Here is a 19,054-nt window from a genome sequence, read left to right on the forward strand (position 1 = left end):
TCCGCGCGTGGCCCACAAGGTCGCGCGCGCATTTGAAAGGAGAGCCCGCCCTGCGGGCGTCATACTTAATGCTCTATCGTCGTTTCGAACAACTGATCGATATTTTCCGCGACGCACCCAGCGCCGCCCCGCCCGATAAAGTCCTGCCCTTCTACCTCTACTACCTGCGTCAGGTATGGCCACATTTTGCCGCGCTGCTGGTGGTGGGCCTGATCGGTGCGTTGATCGAGGTCGCGCTGTTCAGCTACCTGAGCCGCATCATCGACCTGGCCCAGGGCACCCCGCCGGCCAATTTCTTCCAACTGCACAGCACCGAGCTGATCTGGATGGCCGTGGTTGCCCTGCTGCTGCGCCCGATTTTCGGCGCGCTGCACGACCTGCTGGTGCACCAGACCATCAGCCCCGGCATGACCAGCCTGATCCGCTGGCAGAACCACAGCTACGTGCTTAAGCAGAGCCTGAATTTCTTCCAGAACGACTTCGCCGGGCGTATCGCCCAGCGCATCATGCAAACCGGCAACTCCCTGCGCGACTCCGCCGTAGCCGCAGTGGATGCGATCTGGCACGTGGCGATCTATGCCATCAGCTCCCTGGTGCTGTTTGCCGAGGCCGACTGGCGCCTGATGATCCCGCTGGTGACCTGGATCATCTGCTACAGCCTGGCACTGCGCTACTTCGTGCCACGGGTGAAGGAACGCTCGGTGATCTCCTCCGAAGCGCGCTCCAAGTTGATGGGCCGCATCGTCGACGGTTACACCAACATCACCACCTTGAAGCTGTTTGCCCATACCCAATATGAGCAACAGTACGCCAAGGAAGCGATCATCGAACAAACCGAAAAAACCCAGCTGGCCAGCCGTGTCGTCACCAGCATGGACATCGTGATCACCACCATGAACGGCCTGCTGATTGTCACGACCACCGGCCTGGCATTGTGGCTGTGGACGCAGTCGCTGATTTCGGTGGGTGCAATCGCCCTGGCGACCGGCTTGGTGATCCGTATCGTCAACATGTCCGGCTGGATCATGTGGGTGGTCAACGGCATTTTCGAAAACATCGGCATGGTGCAGGACGGTTTGAAAACCATCGCCCAGCCGCTGGCGGTGATCGACCGCGAGAACGCCCCGCGCCTGAACGTGCCCCGTGGCGAAGTACGCTTTGAACAGGTGGATTTCCACTACGGCAAGAAGAGCGGGATCATTGGCGGCCTGAACCTTGAGATCAAGGCCGGCGAAAAGATCGGCCTGATCGGCCCGTCCGGCGCGGGCAAATCGACCCTGGTCAATCTGCTGCTGCGTTTGTACGACCTGCAAGGCGGGCGCATCCTGATCGACGGCCAGAACATCGCCGACGTGGCCCAGGAGTCCTTGCGCGAACAGATCGGCATGATCACGCAGGACACGTCACTGCTGCACCGCTCGATCCGCGACAACCTGCTGTACGGCAAGCCGGACGCCACCGATGAAGAACTCTGGGCTGCCGTGCACAAGGCGCGGGCCGATGAATTCATCCCGCTGCTGTCCGACTCCGAAGGCCGCACAGGGCTGGATGCGCACGTCGGTGAGCGCGGGGTGAAACTTTCCGGCGGGCAGCGTCAACGGATTGCCATCGCTCGCGTACTGCTCAAAGACGCACCGATCCTGATCATGGATGAAGCCACCTCCGCGCTGGACTCGGAAGTGGAAGCTGCGATCCAGGAAAGCCTGGAAACCCTGATGCAAGGCAAGACGGTGATCGCCATTGCCCACCGGTTGTCGACCATCGCGCGGATGGATCGCTTGGTGGTGCTGGAGAAAGGCAAGATCGCCGAGAGTGGCAGCCATGCCGAGTTGCTGGCCCATGGCGGGCTGTATGCGCGGCTGTGGCAGCACCAGACCGGAGGCTTCGTCGGTATCGACTGAACATTTCCGGGCATACACAAATCAAAAATGTGGGAGCGGGCTTGCTCGCGAAAACGGTGAATCAGTCAATACATCTGGCGACTGGCACACTGCATTCGCGAGCAAGCCCGCTCCCACATTTGATCAGTGCCCGGCGCCAGATTTCATTAGGCCCTTCCCCATTTGGGCACTGGATTTGTGCCACAACCCTGCTGTAATCAACGCAGTGCCCAGATGGGCGCTGTAGTAATCGCAGGGAGCATCACGGTTTTACTGTTTCGGTAGAGCGATCTATCAAGGACGTGTTCCATGTCTTTGTTCAAGCGGTCAGTCACGGAGGGGTTGGGTACGTTTTGGCTGGTGTTGGGCGGGTGCGGGAGTGCGGTGTTGGCCGCAGCGTTCCCTGCAGTCGGGATCGGCTTATTGGGTGTGGCCCTGGCATTCGGGCTTACGGTGCTGACCATGGCGTTTGCCATCGGGCACATCAGCGGGTGCCATCTCAACCCGGCAGTGTCGGTGGGGCTGGTAGTGGGCGGGCGGTTTCCGGCCAGGGAGTTACCGGCATATATCGTGGCGCAGGTCGTCGGCGGCACCATCGCCGCTGCGCTGTTGTACTTCATTGCCAGCGGCAAGCCTGGGTTTGAGCTGGCGTCGGGCCTGGCCTCCAACGGCTATGGCGAGCATTCGCCGGGCGGTTATTCGATGGCTGCGGGGTTTGTGTGTGAGTTGGTGATGACGGCGATGTTCGTGCTGATCATCCTCGGCGCCACCGACCATCGCGCCCCGAAGGGCTTCGCGCCCATCGCCATCGGCCTGGCCTTGACGTTGATCCACTTGATCTCCATCCCCGTCACCAACACCTCGGTCAACCCGGCCCGCAGTACCGGCCCGGCCTTGATCGTCGGCGGCTGGGCGATCCAGCAATTGTGGATGTTCTGGCTCGCGCCGATCCTGGGTGCGGTGGTGGGTGGTTTTGTCTATCGATGGCTGGGCAAGGAGGAGCCGGCCTAAGACAACGCGGGTTCAGCCCTGCCGGTAAGGCAGGGCTGTCCGCGCTTCCTCGGCATACGCCACAATTCCTACTCGCTCACGCGCCAGGAAATCCTCCACGGCACTCTTCAATCCGGGATGGCGCAGGTAGTGCCAGGACCGTGTGATCACCGGCTCAAACCCACGAATCAACTTGTGCTCGCCCTGTGCTCCGGCGTCGAAACGCTGCAGGCCGTGGGCGATGGCGTAGTCCATGCCCTGGTAGAAACAGGTTTCGAAGTGCAGGCGGTCGAACTCCGCCAGGCAGCCCCAGTAACGACCGTAGAAGCTGTCACCACCGATCAGGCTAAAGGCCATAGCCACCGGCCGGGTGCCCTGCTTGGCCAGCACCACACGAATGGCCTCGGGCATGCGCTCGGCCAACAGGCTGAAAAACGCGCGGGTCAGGTAGGGCGATTGGCGGCGGACCGCGTAGGTGTTGGCGTAGCAGGCGTAGACAAAATCCCACTGTGCCTCGCTCAGCTCATGGCCTTGCAGCCACTCGAAGTCGATGCCCTGCCCGGCCACCTGTTCGCGCTCCTTGCGCATTTGCTTGCGCTTGCGCGAGCTGAGGGCGTCGAGGAAATCCTGGAAGTCACGGTAGCCACGGTTCTGCCAGTGAAACTGGCAACCCAGGCGTTGCAGCCAACCCGGCTGTTGGGCCAACGCCGTGTCGGCCAGCTCGTCGGTGAAGTTGACATGGGCACTGGAGAGCCCTTCGATTTCCAGGTAGCCCGGCAGGCTTTTCAGCAACTCAAAACCATCATCGGCACTCGCCGCCAACAGCCGCGGGCCACTCACTGGACTGAACGGCACCGCCGTCAGCAGCTTGGGGTAGTAATCGATACCCGCCCGCTCACAGGCATCCGCCCACCCATGATCGAACACGTACTCGCCGTAGGAATGCCACTTGCGATAACTGGGTAAGGCCGCCACCAGCCTGTCGCCTTCCCAATGCAGCAAATGCTCCGGTTGCCAGCCCGATTGGTGGCCCAGGCTGGCGCTGTCTTCCAGCGCGCTGAGGAACGCATGCCGCACGAACGGCTGTGCCTGCGGCACCAGGCAATCCCAGGCCTGCGGGGCGATTTCGGACAGGCTGTCCAGGCGTTGCAGCGGCATCGCAATCCTCACTGTTTCGGACGTAAAAGCCTGGCGAGTATCGCCGATCGGCTGGCTTCGCACACCCCGAAATCGAACGACAAGACGCAAATCGATTAGTTCCAACTTAAATTTTTTGTCATCTACATGACATCACTTAGCCACTGCGCCGTCATAAACGATCGTGATACTGACGCCTGTTTTTAGAGCGCCTGGTTCTAGCAGGTGGTTATTTTTCCGTCCGTCATCGGTCGGTTGTGTCCTGGATGGTTTGCCATCCCTCCTCACCTTCGGAGATTGATATGCGTCTTGCTTCCACTAAAACTGCGGCGATTCTGTGCGGCGGCCTGCTATTGGCCGTGAGCGTTCCGGCCAGCGCTGCAGTCGACGCTAAATTGCTCGACATGCTCAAGGCCAACGGCCAGATCACTGCCGCGCAGTACACCGAACTGCAAACCGAACTGGCCAACGATCAGAAAGAAAAGCAGATCGCACGGCAAGCTCAACAAGAGACCAACGAACAGATCGCGGCCACCGCGAAAAAAACCAACGAGCTGAGCACGTTTGACCAGAAGCTGGCCTGGGCGGCCAAGACTCAGTTCAAAGGCGACGTGCGTGTTCGCCAGGAAACCGTCAAGGTCGAAGGCTCGCCAAACAACGGCGGCAAGGACAAGGATCGTCAGCGCTTGCGTGCCCGCCTGGGTGCCTTCACCGAAATCAACTCGCAAGTGGACAGCGGTATCCGCATCGCCACTGGCAGCAGCGAAGACCCGCGCTCCACCAACGTGGATCTGGACGGCTACTTCGTCAAGAAAGCACTGTGGCTGGACCTGGGCTACATCGACTACCACCCGGACCAGATCAAGAACCTGCATGTAATCGGCGGCAAGATGCTGCAACCGTGGGTCAGCATGGGCGACGTGATCTGGGACACCGACGTGAACCCGGAAGGCCTGGCCCTGACCTACAAGTACCCACTGGGTAGCAGCGCCGAGCTGTTCGGCAGCGCCGGTACCTACAGCCTCAAGGACAACGTCAACGGCGAAGGCGTGCAATTTCGCAACGACCTGCGCATGAACGCCGGCCAGTTGGGCGCTCGTTTCTCCGTGACCGACAACCTCAAAGTCACCGTGGGCGGCAGCATGTACGCCTTCCAGAATGACGAAGACAGCCGTTGCCCGACCGCGGGCTCCGTGGCTTGCCTGACGCCACAGGAAACCATCCTCAACACCGTCGCCGGCAATGCCAGCGAATACCGCTTGTACGAAGGCTTCAGCCAAGTGGATGTTGGCGGTCTGGCCGTACCGTTGTCGTTCTACGGTCAATACGTGCAAAACACTAAAGCCACTGACAGCGACAAGGACACTGCCTGGCTGGTGGGCGCCAAGTCCAAAGTGTTTGGTTTGAACCTGGACTACAACTATCGCGACATTCAGCGTTATGCCGTGGTGGGTGGCTTCACCGACTCGGACTTCGCCGGCGGTGTCACCGGTTCGCGTGGTCACAAGTTCAAGGTCGGTTACGACATCGACAAAAACTTCGCCATCGGTGCCACTTACTTCCTGACCAAGGCCGATTACTCCAGCGCGCCTAACTACCGGGATGCGAAGGTCAACACCCTGCAACTGGACGCAGAAGCCAAGTTCTAAATGTGAGTGTTAAAAGCCTTGGGCCAGGACGGCCCGAGGTCGCTGCAACAGTCTTGCGTGGTTGGATCGATCCCCATCATCCGTTCGACTCCGCCACGCGAGCCTGCTTATTCCAAGCCTTTCTGATCCTTGAGTCGCTCGTCGGCCAGACGCTGCGCCAAGGCATCCACACCCTCTACCGGCTGTTCCGGCATTAGCTTCAGCGTGGCCTGCATCAGACGCATCTGGCGGATAAAACGTCGGCAGTTAGGGCAAAACATCAAGTGATGACGCACCAGCAGGCGCTCGCGAAAGGTCAGTTGCCCATCGAGATAGTCACTGGAACGTGCCACTTGTTCTTTACAGGTCAACATTCGCCCGTTTCCTCAAAATGCTCCACCGTGGCGAAGACTTTAAGCCGTGCTCTATGCAACAGCACACGGACATTGGAGAGCGAGAGCGTCAGAAGATTACAGATCTCCTCCAACTCCAGGCCCTGGCGTTCACGCAGCACCAGCACACTGCTTTGCAAGTCCGACAGGCTCAGCAACGTATGCTCCAGGCAATCACGCAGCTCATCTTCGGTCAGCAGGGCTTCTGGGGTGTCCTGATGCCATGCGTAGGGCGCTACTGCCCAATGCCCATCGTCAGGAACGAAGCGATCATCACCAATGGTGCCGTGGGGTGAAGGCAGATCATCGAGCAGCACTTCGCGGCGGTTTTGTTTGTAGCGACCCTTGGCAGCATTGGCGGTGATGGTCAGCAGCCACGTCTTGAGGCTGGAACGCCCTTCAAACTTGGAAAGGTTGCGCACCACCGACAGCCAGGCGTCCTGGACGATTTCATCGGCGTGGCGCTGACCGACGATGGCATAGGCCACCGCGCGCATGGCGCTCTGGTAGGTGGTGACCAGCTCTTTATAGGCGCGTTGCTCACCCTTGAGCAGCCGTTCAAGCAGGTGCGCGTCGTCCGCTGCTGCCATTGTCTACCTCGATTTCACTTTGGACGCGGCCCCTGTAGTGAGCGGGCTTGCCCCGCGCCGGGCTGCGCAGCGGCCCCACAAAACGGGAGCGCTACGCACTCCAGCGCGGGGCAAGCCCGCTCACTACAGCCCGTCGCGGTATCAGCGTTTACGCAGGATCACGCTGCCGATCGAATAACCTGCACCGAACGAACTGAGTACGGCAACGGTGCCCTTGGGCAAGTCGTCCTGGTATTTATGAAAGGCAATCACCGAACCCGCCGAACTGGTGTTGGCGTAGGTATCGAGGATCACCGGAGCTTCTTCCACCGTGGCTTCGCGGCCCAGCAGTTTCTTCACGATCAGGTGGTTCATGCTCAAGTTGGCCTGGTGCAGCCAGAAGCGCTTCACGTCGGCCACGTTCAACTGGTTTTCCGCCAGGTGTACACCGATCAGCTCGGCCACCATCGGGCACACGTCGCGGAAGACTTTGCGGCCTTCCTGCACGAAGAGCTTGTCCGGCGCGCCGATGCCCTCTTCCGCAGCGCGGTTGAGGAAGCCGAAGTTGTTGCGAATGTTATTGGAGAACTTGGTCAGCAGCTTGGTGCTCACCACGTCGAACTGATGCTCGGAGGTCGCCAGGTCTTCGCGTTCCAGGATCACCGCAGTGGCCGCATCACCGAAGATGAAGTGACTGTCGCGGTCACGGAAGTTCAGGTGGCCCGTGCAAACTTCCGGGTTGACCATCAGGATTGCCCGGGCCTGGCCCAGCGCGATGCTGTTGGCGGCGTTCTGGATGCCAAAGGTCGCCGAGGAGCACGCCACGTTCATGTCAAAGCCGAAGCCTTCGATACCCAGGGCTTCCTGGACTTCGATGGCGATGGCCGGGTAGGCGCGTTGCAGGTTGGAACAGGCGACGATCACACCGTCGATATCGGCGGCGGTCTTGCCGGCGCGCTGCAGGGCTTGTTCGGCAGCGCCGACAGCCATCTGGCAGAGCACCGACCATTCGTCGTTACTGCGCTCTGGCAGGCGTGGGGCCATGCGTTGTGGGTCGAGGATGCCGTCCTTGTCCATCACGAAACGGCTCTTGATGCCCGAGGCTTTTTCGATGAAGGCTGCACTGGATTCAGTCAACGCCTGCACTTCACCACGCTCGATGGCGGCGGCATTGTCAGTATTGAACTGTTGAACGTAGGTATTGAAAGACTGCACCAGCTCTTCGTTGGAGATGCTGTTGGCCGGGGTGTACAGGCCGGTGCCGCTGATGACGACGTTATGCACGGTCGTTCCTCTAAATCTGTCAGGCAGGGGATATTGGTACCGTCGTACCAAACTCTAAGTAGTTCGATTCCGCCCGGCGGACATCAAACTGGCATCGCTTTATTCCATCGCGCCGTGGCTGTAGCAGCCAGCCCTTCCCGACGATCCCGGCATTTATAGGCGCGAAGTTTGCCACAACCCTCGGAATTTGGCGCTATTTGTGGACACACACCCTTCCCTTGGACTGCATTCAAATGTGGGAGCGGGCTTGCTCGCGAAAGCGGTGGCTCAGTCAAAATCACTGTGACTGACACTCCGCTTTCGCGAGCAAGCCCGCTCCCACAGGGGATTTGCGTTGGGTTTCAGGGCTCTACCTGGCTCCACTGCTTGCTCAGGCGTTTATCGGAAATCGGCACCTTGGTACCCAACTGCTGGGCAAACAACGACACCCGATACTCCTCCAACCACCAGCGGTAAAGCTCCAACTGGGGATCGCGCTTGCCTTCCTGGGCGTGTTTCTTCAGGCGGTTTTCGTACTGCGTCCACAGGCCGGCCAGCTCGCCGCTCCACACCCGGTCCTTTTGCACCTGGCTCGGCAGTTTTTCCAGGCGCAGTTCAATGGCCTTGAGGTAACGCGGCAGTTCCTTGAACCACTGCGCCGGGGTTTCGCGGACAAAACCGGGATACACCAGGTTGCTCAGTTGTTGCTTGATATCGTTCAACGCCACGGCCTGAGCCAGGTCGATCTTGCCCTTGAAGCGCTTTTGCAGGCCGTGCCAAAGCTTCAGCACTTCCAACGTTTGCCTCGCCAGGCGTTCGGCATGTTCAGTCCAACTGCCGCGCTTGCGCTCGGCCAACGCCGCCAACCCGGCGCCATCACGCGGCAGGTTGACCTCGCCTTCGAGTACGCAGGTGTCGAGGCTGGCCAGCAGAATGTCTTCCACCAGCGCGTCGATGCGCCCCAACTCGCGGTACATCAGCCCCAGCTCGGTCAGCCCCGGCAATTTACCGCGCAGGAATTTCGCCGGTTCCGCCAGTTGCTGCATCAGTAGGCGCTGCAACGCGCGGCGATGCTGGAACTCGGCTTCGGCAGCCGTGGAGAAACGTCCTTCCTTAACCGTGCCGTTTTCTTCCACCAGCGCCGGGTACACCGTCATCGACAGGCCAGCAATTTTTTGCTGAGTCTTCTCGGCCACCGCCGCGAACACCTTGGCTTCCACCGGCTGCTGGCTTTTCGCGGTTTGCGGCACGGCCAATGCTGCCTGGCTGGCCTCGGCAAAACGCGCGGTCAGTTCGGCCAGGTCGCGGCCTTCGCCGAGGAACTTGCCCTGCCCGTCGACCACTTCCAGGTTCATCTTCAAGTGGTTTTCCACCTGTTGCGCCGCTTCGGCCCAAGCCTCGTCGCTGACCCGTGCGCCGGTCATGCGCAGCAATTCGCGGCCCAACGCCTGAGGCAAAGAGCCCTGGCCGAACTCGATACGTTGCAGGGCGGCCTTGACGAAGTCCGGAACCGGCACAAAGTTCTTGCGCAGCGCCTTGGGCAGGTTGCGCACCAAGGCAATGCACTTGGCTTCAATCACCCCCGGTACCAGCCACTCCAGGCGTTCCGGCGGCAAGGCCGGCAACAGCGGCGCCGGCACGCGCAGGGTCACGCCGTCGCGCGGGTGATTGGGTTCGAAGTGGTAACTCAGCGCCAGCTCCAGATCGCCCAGGTGCAGGGTGTCCGGATAATGCATGGCGGTGACTTCACTGGCCTCGCGGGCCAGCACGTCTTCTTCACGCATGATCAGCAGTTGCGGGTCTTTCTGGCTGTTGATCTTGTACCAACTGTCGAAGGTGGCGGTCTGGTGGATCTCCGCTGGCAGCCGCGCATCGTAGAAGGCGTAAAGGGTTTCTTCATCGGCCAGGATGTCGCGACGACGGGCCTTGGCCTCCAGTTCGTCGAGCTCTTCCAGCAATTGCTGGTTGGCCGTGAGGCATTTGGCGCGCGACTGAATTTCGCCACGCACCAGGCCTTCACGGATAAACAGCTCGCGGGACACCACCGGATCAACCGGTCCGTAATGCACCGGCCGACGTCCGACCACAATCAACCCGAACAGAGTGATTTGCTCAAACGCCACCACCTGGCCGCGCTTCTTCTCCCAATGCGGTTCGAAGTGGTTTTTCTTGATCAAGTGCCCGGCCAGCGGCTCGATCCAGTCGGCGTCGATCTTGGCCACCATGCGCGCATACAGCTTGGTGGTTTCCACCAGTTCGGCGGTCATCAGCCATTGCGGGCGCTTCTTGCCGATACCCGACGAAGGGTGAATCCAGAACCGTCGCTGGCGCGCGCCCAGGTAATCGCCGTCTTCGGTTTTCTGGCCGATCTGGCTGAGCAGGCCAGAGAGCACCGCCTTATGCAGTTTCGGGAAGTCCGCCGGTTCTTTATTGACCGTGAGTTGCATGTCGCGACAGATCAGGCTGAGTTGGCGATGGGAATCACGCCACTCACGCAGACGCAGGTAGTTGAGGAAATTCTTGCGGCACCAGTTGCGCAACGGGCTGGCGGTCAACTCCTGGCGCTGCTCTTCAAAGCCACGCCACAAATTGACCAAACCGGCGAAGTCCGAATCCGGGTCTTTCCACTGCGCGTGGGCCTGGTCAGCAGCCTGCTGGCGCTCCGGCGGGCGCTCGCGCGGGTCCTGGATCGACATGGCGCTGGCCACGATCAGCACTTCCTGCAAACTGCCGAGCTTGGCCGCTTCCAGCAACATTCGGCCCATGCGCGGGTCCACCGGCAGGCGCGCCAATTGGCGGCCCAATGGCGTGAGCTGGCTGTTGCGGTCCACCGCCGAGAGCTCTTGCAGCAGGTTGAAACCGTCACTGATGGCCTTGCCATCCGGCGGTTCGATAAACGGGAAGTCGGTGATCTCGCCGAGGCGCAGGTGCAGCATCTGCAAAATCACAGCGGCGAGGTTGGTACGCAGAATCTCCGGGTCGGTAAATTCCGGGCGGCCGATAAAATCTTCTTCGCTGTACAAGCGCACGCAGATGCCCGGCTCCACACGGCCGCAACGGCCTTTACGCTGGTTGGCGCTGGCCTGGGAAATCGCCTCGATGGGCAGGCGCTGCACCTTGGCGCGGTAGCTGTAGCGGCTGATGCGTGCGGTGCCGCTGTCGATCACATAACGAATGCCCGGCACCGTCAGCGAGGTTTCCGCGACGTTGGTCGCCAGCACTACGCGACGGCCTGGGTGGGACTGGAAAATCCGCTGCTGCTCGGCCGGTGACAGGCGTGCGTACAGCGGCAGAATCTCGGTGTGCTTGAGCTGGGCCTTGCGCAGCATGTCGGCAGCGTCGCGAATCTCGCGCTCGCCGGGCAAGAACACCAGCACATCGCCAGGGCTGCGACGTTCGCTGCGCTCATAGGCGGCGATTTCATCGAGGGTGGCAAGAATCGCCTGGTCGACAGTGAGGTCATCCTCGACACGGTTGCCCTCCTCGTCCTGCTCCAGGGTCAGCGGACGGTACCACGTGTCTACCGGGAAGGTACGGCCCGACACTTCGACAATCGGCGCATCGTCAAAGTGCTTGGAGAAACGCTCCAGGTCGATGGTCGCCGAGGTGATGATGACTTTCAGGTCCGGGCGACGGGGCAGCAGGGTTTTCAGGTAGCCCAGCAGGAAGTCGATGTTCAGGCTGCGCTCGTGCGCTTCGTCGACGATGATCGTGTCGTAGCGTTCCAGGTAACGGTCGTTCTGGGTTTCCGCCAACAGGATGCCGTCGGTCATCAGCTTGATCAGCGTATTGGAATCGCTCTGGTCTTCGAAACGCACTTGATAGCCGACCAGCGCGCCCAGCGGTGTGGCGAGTTCTTCGGCGACCCGGCTGGCCACGCTGCGTGCCGCGATCCGACGCGGTTGCGTGTGGCCGATCAGGCCGAACTGGCCGCGACCGATCTCCAGGCAGATTTTCGGCAGCTGGGTGGTCTTACCCGAACCGGTCTCGCCGGCAATGATCAGCACCTGATGCTTGTTCAACGCCGCTTTGATTTCATCGCGTTTGGCGGCAATCGGCAGGCTGTCGTCGTAACGGATCACCGGCAGGCTGGCGCGCCGCGCCGTGACCTGCGCACAAGACGCCTGCATGCGCGCAACCCACTGCGCCAACTTGTCCTCGTCGGGCTTTTTACGCAACTCAAGCAACTGCCGGCGCAACCGGTGGCGGTCGGCGAGCATGGCGTGGTCGAGGGTTTTGAGCAGTTGGTCGATAGTGGGCGCTTGGTCGGTCATCGGGTACGCAAGGGTCGTCTATGTAGGCAGGGGGCGGATTGTCGCAGAAAACCGCCCACCCGCGCCCCTCATTCGTTATCGCGCTCTTTGCGCCGGTAAGGGAATACATCAATGACCTTACCGGCGCGAATCGCCTCCTGCAGGCCTTTCCAGTAGTCGGCGTTGTACAACTCGCCGTGCAGTTGGTCGAACAACTTGCGCTGGCCGGCATCGGCAAACAGGAACGGCGGAAACTCTTCCGGGAACACATCCAGCGGGCCGATGGAGTACCAGGGCTCAGAGGCCATTTCGTCCTCTGGGGTACGTGGCGCGGGGATATGCCGGAAGTTGGCCTCGGTGAGAAAGCAGATTTCGTCGTAGTCGTAGAACACCACGCGACCATGGCGGGTGACGCCGAAATTTTTCAGCAGCATGTCACCCGGGAAGATATTCGCCGCCGCCAGTTGCTTGATGGCCAGGCCGTAGTCTTCCAGCGCTTCGCGTACCTGGGCGTCGTTGGCGTTGTCCAGGTAGAGGTTGAGTGGGGTCATGCGCCGTTCGGTCCAACAGTGGCGGATCAGCACGGTGTCGCCTTCCACTTCGACGGTACCCGCCGCCACTTCCAACAGCTCGGCCAAGCAGTCGGGCTCGAACTTGCTCAAGGGGAAACGGAAGTCGGCGAACTCCTGGGTATCGGCCATGCGCCCTACCCGGTCGACGCTTTTCACCAGGCGGTACTTTTCGATCACCGTGGCGCGGTTGACGTTTTTCGACGGCGAGAAACGGTCCTTGATGATCTTGAACACGGTATTGAAGCCCGGCAGGGTAAACACGCTCATGACCATGCCCCGCACGCCGGGGGCCATGATGAACTGGTCGTCGGTGGTCGCCAGGTGGTTGATCAGTGCACGGTAGAACTCCGACTTACCGTGCTTATAGAAACCGATGGAGGTGTACAGCTCGGCGATGTGCTTGCCCGGCAGGATGCGCTTGAGAAAACCGATGAACTCCGCCGGCACGGGGACATCGACCATGAAATAGGAACGGGTGAACGAGAAGATGATCGACACGTCAGCTTCATCGGTAATCAGCGCATCGATCTGGATGCCCTGGCCTTCACGGTGCAGCAGCGGAATGACCAGCGGCCACTGCTCGTCGCGGGTGTAGATCCGCCCTACCAGGTAGGCGCCTTTATTGCGGTAGAGCACCGAGGAAAACAGCTCGACCTTGAGGTCCGGGTCCTTGCAGACCCAATCCGGCAGGTTTTCGCGCAGTTGGGTTTCGAGGCGGCGCAGGTCGGCGGCAAGGTCCGCATAGGGTTCGCTGAAGCAGTAGTCGGCGAAAATCTGCGCGAGCATTTCCGGAATCTTGCCCCCCGGCGTATAGATGCGCGTCTGCGCCGCGCGTGCCCGGCGCAGGCTGGGCCGGGTGGTGTGGATAAACATGCAGCCGTCGCTGATCAGGTCATGGCTGAACAGGCCGCAAAAAATCGAGTTGTACCAGGTCTCGGACAGCTCATCGTCGAAGCGCAGGTCGATCAGGCCGATGTAGGCGTTTTTCACCAGGGGCCAGATGTCGATGTCCAATAACGCCGCTTCATTGAAGCCGGCATGCAAGCGTGCGGTGACTTCACCGACCTTCTCTTCATACAGGTTGATGCGCGCCGCAGACGCCGCCTGCCCTAACTGCCACTGGGCTTTTTCGAAGCGCTCGCGGGCGCCATCGGTGATCTGACGAAAGTGTTCGCGGTAATCATCGAAGCCATCGAGGATCATCTGGGCAATGGCGAGGGAGGACTGCGGCATGCGGGAAACCTCTACGGGCATCTGGAAGACCTGAGCTTAGCCAGTGTAGGAAGGTAGGAGAAGGCCGACTTTCGGTGCCGGGTTGTACAACTTTTGGCACTTCGTACATTTACTTTCAAATTTTAATAATTCGACCGGCCGGTCAGGTAACGCACCAAAAAGTGGCGCGCGCATGTATCGCCCGCCTGCAAGGCCGTGGCCTGGAGCGATGGCGGGTAAATAATGCGCCGCTGACTGTTCACCCGGTTTGTGTAAGCGTTTTGATACACCTAAGGGAAACCCTGATTACCACCTTAGTGGCACTTTGATATATAGCGCGCCCTTTCCCACCCTAACAAGGTCATAAGACCGATCCGGGAACAGGTTCTATTCGCCCAAGGAGCATCGAGATGTCATTGAGGAATATGAGGATCGGTCTGCGTGCCGGTCTGAGTTTTGGGGTTTTGGCCAGCATGCTGGTGATTGTGGGAATGTTTGGCCTGGGGCAAATGGCCAAGCTGCGTGAAAGCGCGTTGGTTATCGAACAATCGTGGATGCCGAGCATCGAGAATATCCACGACAGCGCCGCCTACGTCGCCAGCATTCGCCTGGAAACCCTGCGCCTGGCGACCACCGATGAATCGCGGATTCGTGACAACAGTAAAAACCTGCTGACCCGCCACCTCAGCGAACTGAAAGCGTTGCTGGAGCACCACGAAACCCTGCTGAGCGACGACGCAGAGGACCAATTGCTCAAGCAACTCAAGGTCGACGTAGACGGCTACCTCACGCTCGTCGAGCAAATTGTTGCGCTGGTCGACAAGGACCAGCAACAGGACGCTATCGACCTGCTTAATACGCGCCTGGCACCGCAAGGCGTAATCCTGGGCAAGAGCCTGGAAAGCCTGATCACCTTCAACCAAAGCGGAGTCGAAGCCGCCGTACATTTGGCCGCGCAGATGTACTCCAGCGCCCAATGGATCGTGGGCCTGATCATCGCCATTGCCCTGATCGCCACCTTGCTGCTGGCCTGGCTGTTGACCCGCAGTATCACCGCCCCTATCAACCAAGCATTGACCGTAGCGCGCACCATCGCCAGCGGCGACTTGAGCCAACCGATTGTGGTGCAGGGCAACGACGAACCTGGCCAGCTGCTCAGCGCCCTCGCCACCATGCAAGACCGCTTGCAAGGCACCATCCGTGGCATCAGCGAATCGGCGCAACAGTTGGCGTCAGCCGCCGAAGAAATGAGTTCGGTGATGGAACAAAGCACCCGTGGCCTGCAGGCGCAGAACGATGAAATCGAGCAAGCCGCTACGGCCGTGAACCAGATGAGCGCAGCGGTGGATGAAGTGGCTGGCAATGCGGTATCCAGCGCCGAAGCCTCCAAGGCTTCCGACGAAGACAGCAAGCACGGCCATTATCAGATCAGCGGGACCATCAGTTCGATCCAAAACCTGGTGGACGAAGTGCTCGGCGCCTCGAACAAAGCCGAAGGCCTGGCCGTGCAGGCCCAGGACATCAGCAAGGTGCTCGAAGTGATCCGAGGCATTGCCGGGCAGACCAACCTGCTGGCGCTCAACGCCGCGATTGAAGCGGCGCGTGCGGGCGAAGCCGGGCGCGGGTTTGCCGTGGTCGCCGATGAGGTGCGCTCCCTGGCGCAACGCACCCAGGACTCCACCGAAGAAATCGAGCAAATGATCACCGCTATCCAGCAAGGCACCCAAGGCACCGTCGACGCGCTGAACAGCAGCGCCGAGCACGCTGGCCAGACCTTGCAACGGGCCAACAGCGCCGGCAGCGCGCTGGAAAAAATCACCGCGGCGATCTCGCAGATCAGCCAGCGCAACCTGGTGATCGCCAGCGCCGCCGAGCAGCAGGCCCTGGTGGCGCGGGAAGTGGACCGCAGCCTGGTGAATATCCGTGACCTGTCTACGCAAACAGCCGCCGGTGCCACCCAGACCTCGGCCGCCAGCCATGAGCTGTCGCGTTTGGCGGTGGGTTTGAATGGGCTGGTGACGCGGTTTGTCCTGTAATCAGTGAAGGCGGCGTGCAACACTCGCCGCCTGACTGATGTAGGAGTATTGCGTGAGACCTGTCGACACCCTTTACTTGCTGGGATTGGCCGCCATCTGGGGCGCCAGCTTCCTGTTCATGCGCATTATCGCGCCAGAGATCGGCACAGTGCCGACTGCGTTTTTCCGCGTGTCGATTGCCGCCGCCGGGCTGCTGGTGATCCTCGCAATAATGCGGGTGAGCTGGGACTTCCAGGGTAAGTTCAAGACGGTATTGCTGCTGGGGGTGATCAACTCCGGAATCCCGGCGACCATGTATTCAGTGGCAGCCCAAGTGCTGCCGGCGGGCTACTCGGCGATCTTCAATGCCACCACGCCGTTGATGGGCGTGTTGATTGGCGGGCTGTTTTTCAGCGAGCGTCTTACGCCGTCGAAAGTCGCTGGGGTGTGCCTGGGCCTGTTGGGCGTCGGCGTACTGACCCGCGCCGGGCCGGTGGCGTTTGACGCACAGTTGTTGATGGGCGCGTTGGCCTGCCTGCTGGCCACCACCTGTTATGGCTTCGCCGGTTTCCTCGCACGGCGGTGGCTGGACCAACGTGGCGGGCTCGACAGCCGCCTTTCAGCCCTGGGCAGCATGCTCGGCGCTACCCTGTTTCTGTTGCCGTTCTTTGCCTACAGCGCCATCAGCCAACCGCCCGCGAGTTGGGGTGGGTGGCAGGTGTGGTTGTCGTTATTGGGGTTGGGGCTGGTGTGTACGGCGTTTGCCTACATCCTGTACTTCCGCCTGCTGTCGTCCATCGGACCGGTGAAGTCGATGACCGTGACCTTCATGATCCCGCCGTTCGGCGTGCTGTGGGGCGCGTTGCTGCTGGATGAGCCATTGTCGATGGCACACCTGTATGGCGGGGTGTTGATTGCGGCGGCGTTGTGGCTGGTGTTGCGCCCAAAAAAAACGGCGCGCGCGGTTCTGTAGCGAGCGGGCTTGTCCCCCAGCGCGGGGCAAGCCCGCTCACTACAAAGTCAGACCTTACGGAATACGAAGGCTAAGCCGATGATGATCAGCATCATCCCCAGCAGGCTGAGCAGGGCGAGCTTGTTACCGAAGATCAGGTAGTCCATCACGGCCGTCACCGCCGGCACCAGGTAGAACAGACTGGTGACGTTCACCAGGTTGCCCCGGGCGATCAGGCGATACAGCAACAACGTCGCCACTACCGACACCACCAGCCCCATCCACAGCACCGGCAGGTAAAAGCCGGTGTCGTGTTCAAAGTGGAACGGCTGGAACGGCACAAACACCGAGCACAACAACAGCCCGGCCAAGTACTGCACGGGCAGTGTTCCCAGCGGGTTATCGGTGATGCGTTTCTGCATGATCGAGCCGAAGGTCATGCTCGCCAGGGCCAGCAGTCCGAACAGCATCCCCGCCAGGGACATGCCGGACACACCGATGCCCTGGTAGACCACCATGATCAACCCTGCCAAACCCAGGCCCAAGCCGAACATCCGGCTGAACGAGCGCTGGCGCTCCATCAGCACCACGGTAAGGATCGGCTGCACGCCCATGATGGTCGCCATCATGCCGGGCGTGACCTTGAGGTCCAGCGCCAGCAGGTAAAAGATCTGGTAGGCCCCCAACAGCACCAAACCGGTCGCCGCCGCATACATCAGCGGTTTGCCGGGACGCGGCAGTTTCAGCTTGAGGACCGGCACCAGGATCACCAGGCCGGCCAAGGCGATGGCAAAGCGGATCAACAGGAACGCGAAGGGTGACGCATGGGCCAGGCCCCATTTGGAGAAGATCGCCCCGCTGCTCCACAGCAATACAAACAGGCTCGTCGAGGCCGCCGCGGCCACGGATTGTTTCGAAAGAACAGACATGGATACCACCTGTAATCAGGCAAAAAAGCCGATTCAGCAAACGCTGAAATTCATTGGTTTTTTTCAGGCGGGCAGACGGGAACAGCGATCAGCTGATCAGCCCGAAATGCCAACACCCGGCGGTGATACGACTGCGTACACCGGCGTGCTACTGACAGGTGGGGGGTAGTGACTGATCTGCACAGGCTGTTGGCTCCCGCACGGCACGACTACAGCGTTGACCGCTGAATCGACTACCGCTATGCGCTGGAGAGCTGGCATGGGCTGATCTTGTGTGAAGGGATGAAGAGGCAACGACTATAACCAGCCGCTGATACGTTTTGCAATCACTTCACCACCCTTGCTGCGTGGAGGAGTTTTCATCTGAGCAACGTAGGACTGGTCGCTATAATGCCGCGAGTTTTTTCCAAGGATTCCCCATGATCGCATTGCCCTGGCTGTATTTGGCGCTTCTTTCCATTGGCTATGTACTGGCCTTGACCTACGGGCAACTGGGGGTGCTGGCAGCGGTGTCTGTCGTCCTGCTGCTGATTGCAGGTTACGCCGTACGCCAGCAGCGCACGCCTTGGGCACGCTACCTGGGGCATGGGTTGTTTATCGTGCTGGCGGTGAGCCTGGCGATGCACTGGCTGCCAGGTTTCTACAATGGCCGTGGCATTGCCTCGCAGCATTTCACGCCCGACGCCGTGCCTTTCTCGATGTATTTGAACCAGGACAAGCCGCTGATTGGCTTCTGGCTGCTGCTGGCCTGCCCCTGGATCGTGGCGCGGCGCAGACTGCGGCTGTCGCTATGCATTACCGCCCTGGCCCTGACCCTCACCGCCATCGCCGCCTTGGGTGGCGCGACGTTACTGGGGATGATCACTTGGGCACCGAAATGGCCGGAACAGGCATGGCTGTGGGTACTGAACAACCTGTTGTTGGTGACCTTGGTAGAAGAAGCCCTGTTCCGTGGCTACATCCAGGGAGGCCTGAGCCAACGTTTCAAGCACCTGCCCTACGGCGAGAACCTCGCGCTGCTACTGGCCTCGCTGCTATTCGGCCTGGTGCACCTGGGCGCGGGCTGGCACTGGGTGCTGCTGGCGAGCATCGCCGGCGTGGGTTATGGCCTGGCCTATCGCTTCGGCGGCCTGGGTGCGGCGGTGGCCACGCATTTTGGCTTGAACCTGCTGCACTTCGGGTTATTCACCTACCCGATGCTGGCCGGCTGATTGTTGCAAAAATAAGTTAAATAAACGCGGGCCCGTGCCGATACCCCCTGA

General features: G+C 60.6%; 13 protein-coding genes. 6 read left to right on the forward strand and 7 right to left on the reverse strand.

Translation table 11 applies throughout. The annotated features are described in order from the left end of the window. Positions 1-68: 68 nt before the first annotated feature. Both HF257_RS02430 and aqpZ read left to right on the forward strand, forming a co-directional pair. The gene (locus tag HF257_RS02430; protein ID WP_185703521.1) at positions 69-1,901 is read left to right on the forward strand and encodes an ABC transporter ATP-binding protein; all 1,833 of its coding nucleotides are present in this window, start codon (positions 69-71) and stop codon (positions 1,899-1,901) included. Between the two features lie 288 nt (positions 1,902-2,189). Continuing rightward, positions 2,190-2,891 (forward strand): aquaporin Z, encoded by a 702-nt coding sequence (aqpZ, locus tag HF257_RS02435; RefSeq protein ID WP_185703519.1) that lies wholly within the window; start codon positions 2,190-2,192, stop codon positions 2,889-2,891. A gap of 12 nt (positions 2,892-2,903) precedes the next feature. On the opposite strand, the gene HF257_RS02440 is transcribed toward aqpZ, so the two are convergent. Beyond that, entirely contained in the window at positions 2,904-4,028 is a 1,125-nt protein-coding gene (locus HF257_RS02440; protein WP_185703516.1) for a GNAT family N-acetyltransferase, read from the reverse strand. Positions 4,029-4,309: 281 nt separating this feature from the next. Between HF257_RS02440 and HF257_RS02445 the strand changes: the two genes are divergently transcribed. After that, the gene (locus HF257_RS02445) at positions 4,310-5,656 is read left to right on the forward strand and encodes a putative porin (protein WP_185703514.1); all 1,347 of its coding nucleotides are present in this window, start codon (positions 4,310-4,312) and stop codon (positions 5,654-5,656) included. A 107-nt stretch (positions 5,657-5,763) separates the two neighbouring features. On the opposite strand, the gene HF257_RS02450 is transcribed toward HF257_RS02445, so the two are convergent. From HF257_RS02450 to aceK, 5 genes are all read right to left on the reverse strand, one after another. Beyond that, on the reverse strand, positions 5,764-6,009 hold the full coding sequence (locus HF257_RS02450) for an anti-sigma factor family protein (RefSeq protein ID WP_185703512.1): 246 nt from the start codon (positions 6,007-6,009) through the stop codon (positions 5,764-5,766). Continuing rightward, a complete protein-coding gene (locus HF257_RS02455; RefSeq protein WP_185703510.1) occupies positions 6,003-6,617 on the reverse strand; it encodes an RNA polymerase sigma factor in 615 nt (204 codons plus the stop codon). The genes HF257_RS02450 and HF257_RS02455 overlap by 7 nt, the downstream gene beginning before the upstream one ends. A 141-nt stretch (positions 6,618-6,758) precedes the next feature. Next, positions 6,759-7,880, reverse strand: coding sequence for a beta-ketoacyl-ACP synthase III (locus HF257_RS02460; RefSeq protein ID WP_185703508.1), 1,122 nt, complete (start codon positions 7,878-7,880; stop codon positions 6,759-6,761). Positions 7,881-8,221: 341 nt separating this feature from the next. Beyond that, the gene (gene hrpA / locus HF257_RS02465; RefSeq protein ID WP_185703506.1) at positions 8,222-12,133 is read right to left on the reverse strand and encodes an ATP-dependent RNA helicase HrpA; all 3,912 of its coding nucleotides are present in this window, start codon (positions 12,131-12,133) and stop codon (positions 8,222-8,224) included. 68 nt (positions 12,134-12,201) lie between these two features. Continuing rightward, complete coding sequence (gene aceK / locus HF257_RS02470; protein ID WP_185703504.1) at positions 12,202-13,917, reverse strand: bifunctional isocitrate dehydrogenase kinase/phosphatase; 1,716 nt, start codon at positions 13,915-13,917, stop codon at positions 12,202-12,204. 452 nt (positions 13,918-14,369) lie between these two features. On the opposite strand from aceK, the gene HF257_RS02475 reads away from it, so the two are divergent. Together HF257_RS02475 and HF257_RS02480 are read left to right on the forward strand one after the other, a co-directional pair. Then, positions 14,370-15,932 (forward strand): methyl-accepting chemotaxis protein, encoded by a 1,563-nt coding sequence (locus HF257_RS02475; protein WP_408635590.1) that lies wholly within the window; start codon positions 14,370-14,372, stop codon positions 15,930-15,932. Between the two features lie 52 nt (positions 15,933-15,984). After that, on the forward strand, positions 15,985-16,884 hold the full coding sequence (locus HF257_RS02480) for a DMT family transporter (protein ID WP_185703500.1): 900 nt from the start codon (positions 15,985-15,987) through the stop codon (positions 16,882-16,884). Positions 16,885-16,931: 47 nt separating this feature from the next. On the opposite strand, the gene HF257_RS02485 is transcribed toward HF257_RS02480, so the two are convergent. Further along, a complete protein-coding gene (locus HF257_RS02485; RefSeq protein ID WP_185703498.1) occupies positions 16,932-17,792 on the reverse strand; it encodes a DMT family transporter in 861 nt (286 codons plus the stop codon). Between the two features lie 419 nt (positions 17,793-18,211). Between HF257_RS02485 and HF257_RS02490 the strand changes: the two genes are divergently transcribed. Beyond that, the gene (locus tag HF257_RS02490; protein ID WP_185703494.1) at positions 18,212-19,003 is read left to right on the forward strand and encodes a CPBP family intramembrane glutamic endopeptidase; all 792 of its coding nucleotides are present in this window, start codon (positions 18,212-18,214) and stop codon (positions 19,001-19,003) included. The last annotated feature ends 51 nt before the right edge of the window (positions 19,004-19,054 follow it).

The sequence above is a fragment of the Pseudomonas cremoris genome (genome assembly GCF_014230465.1).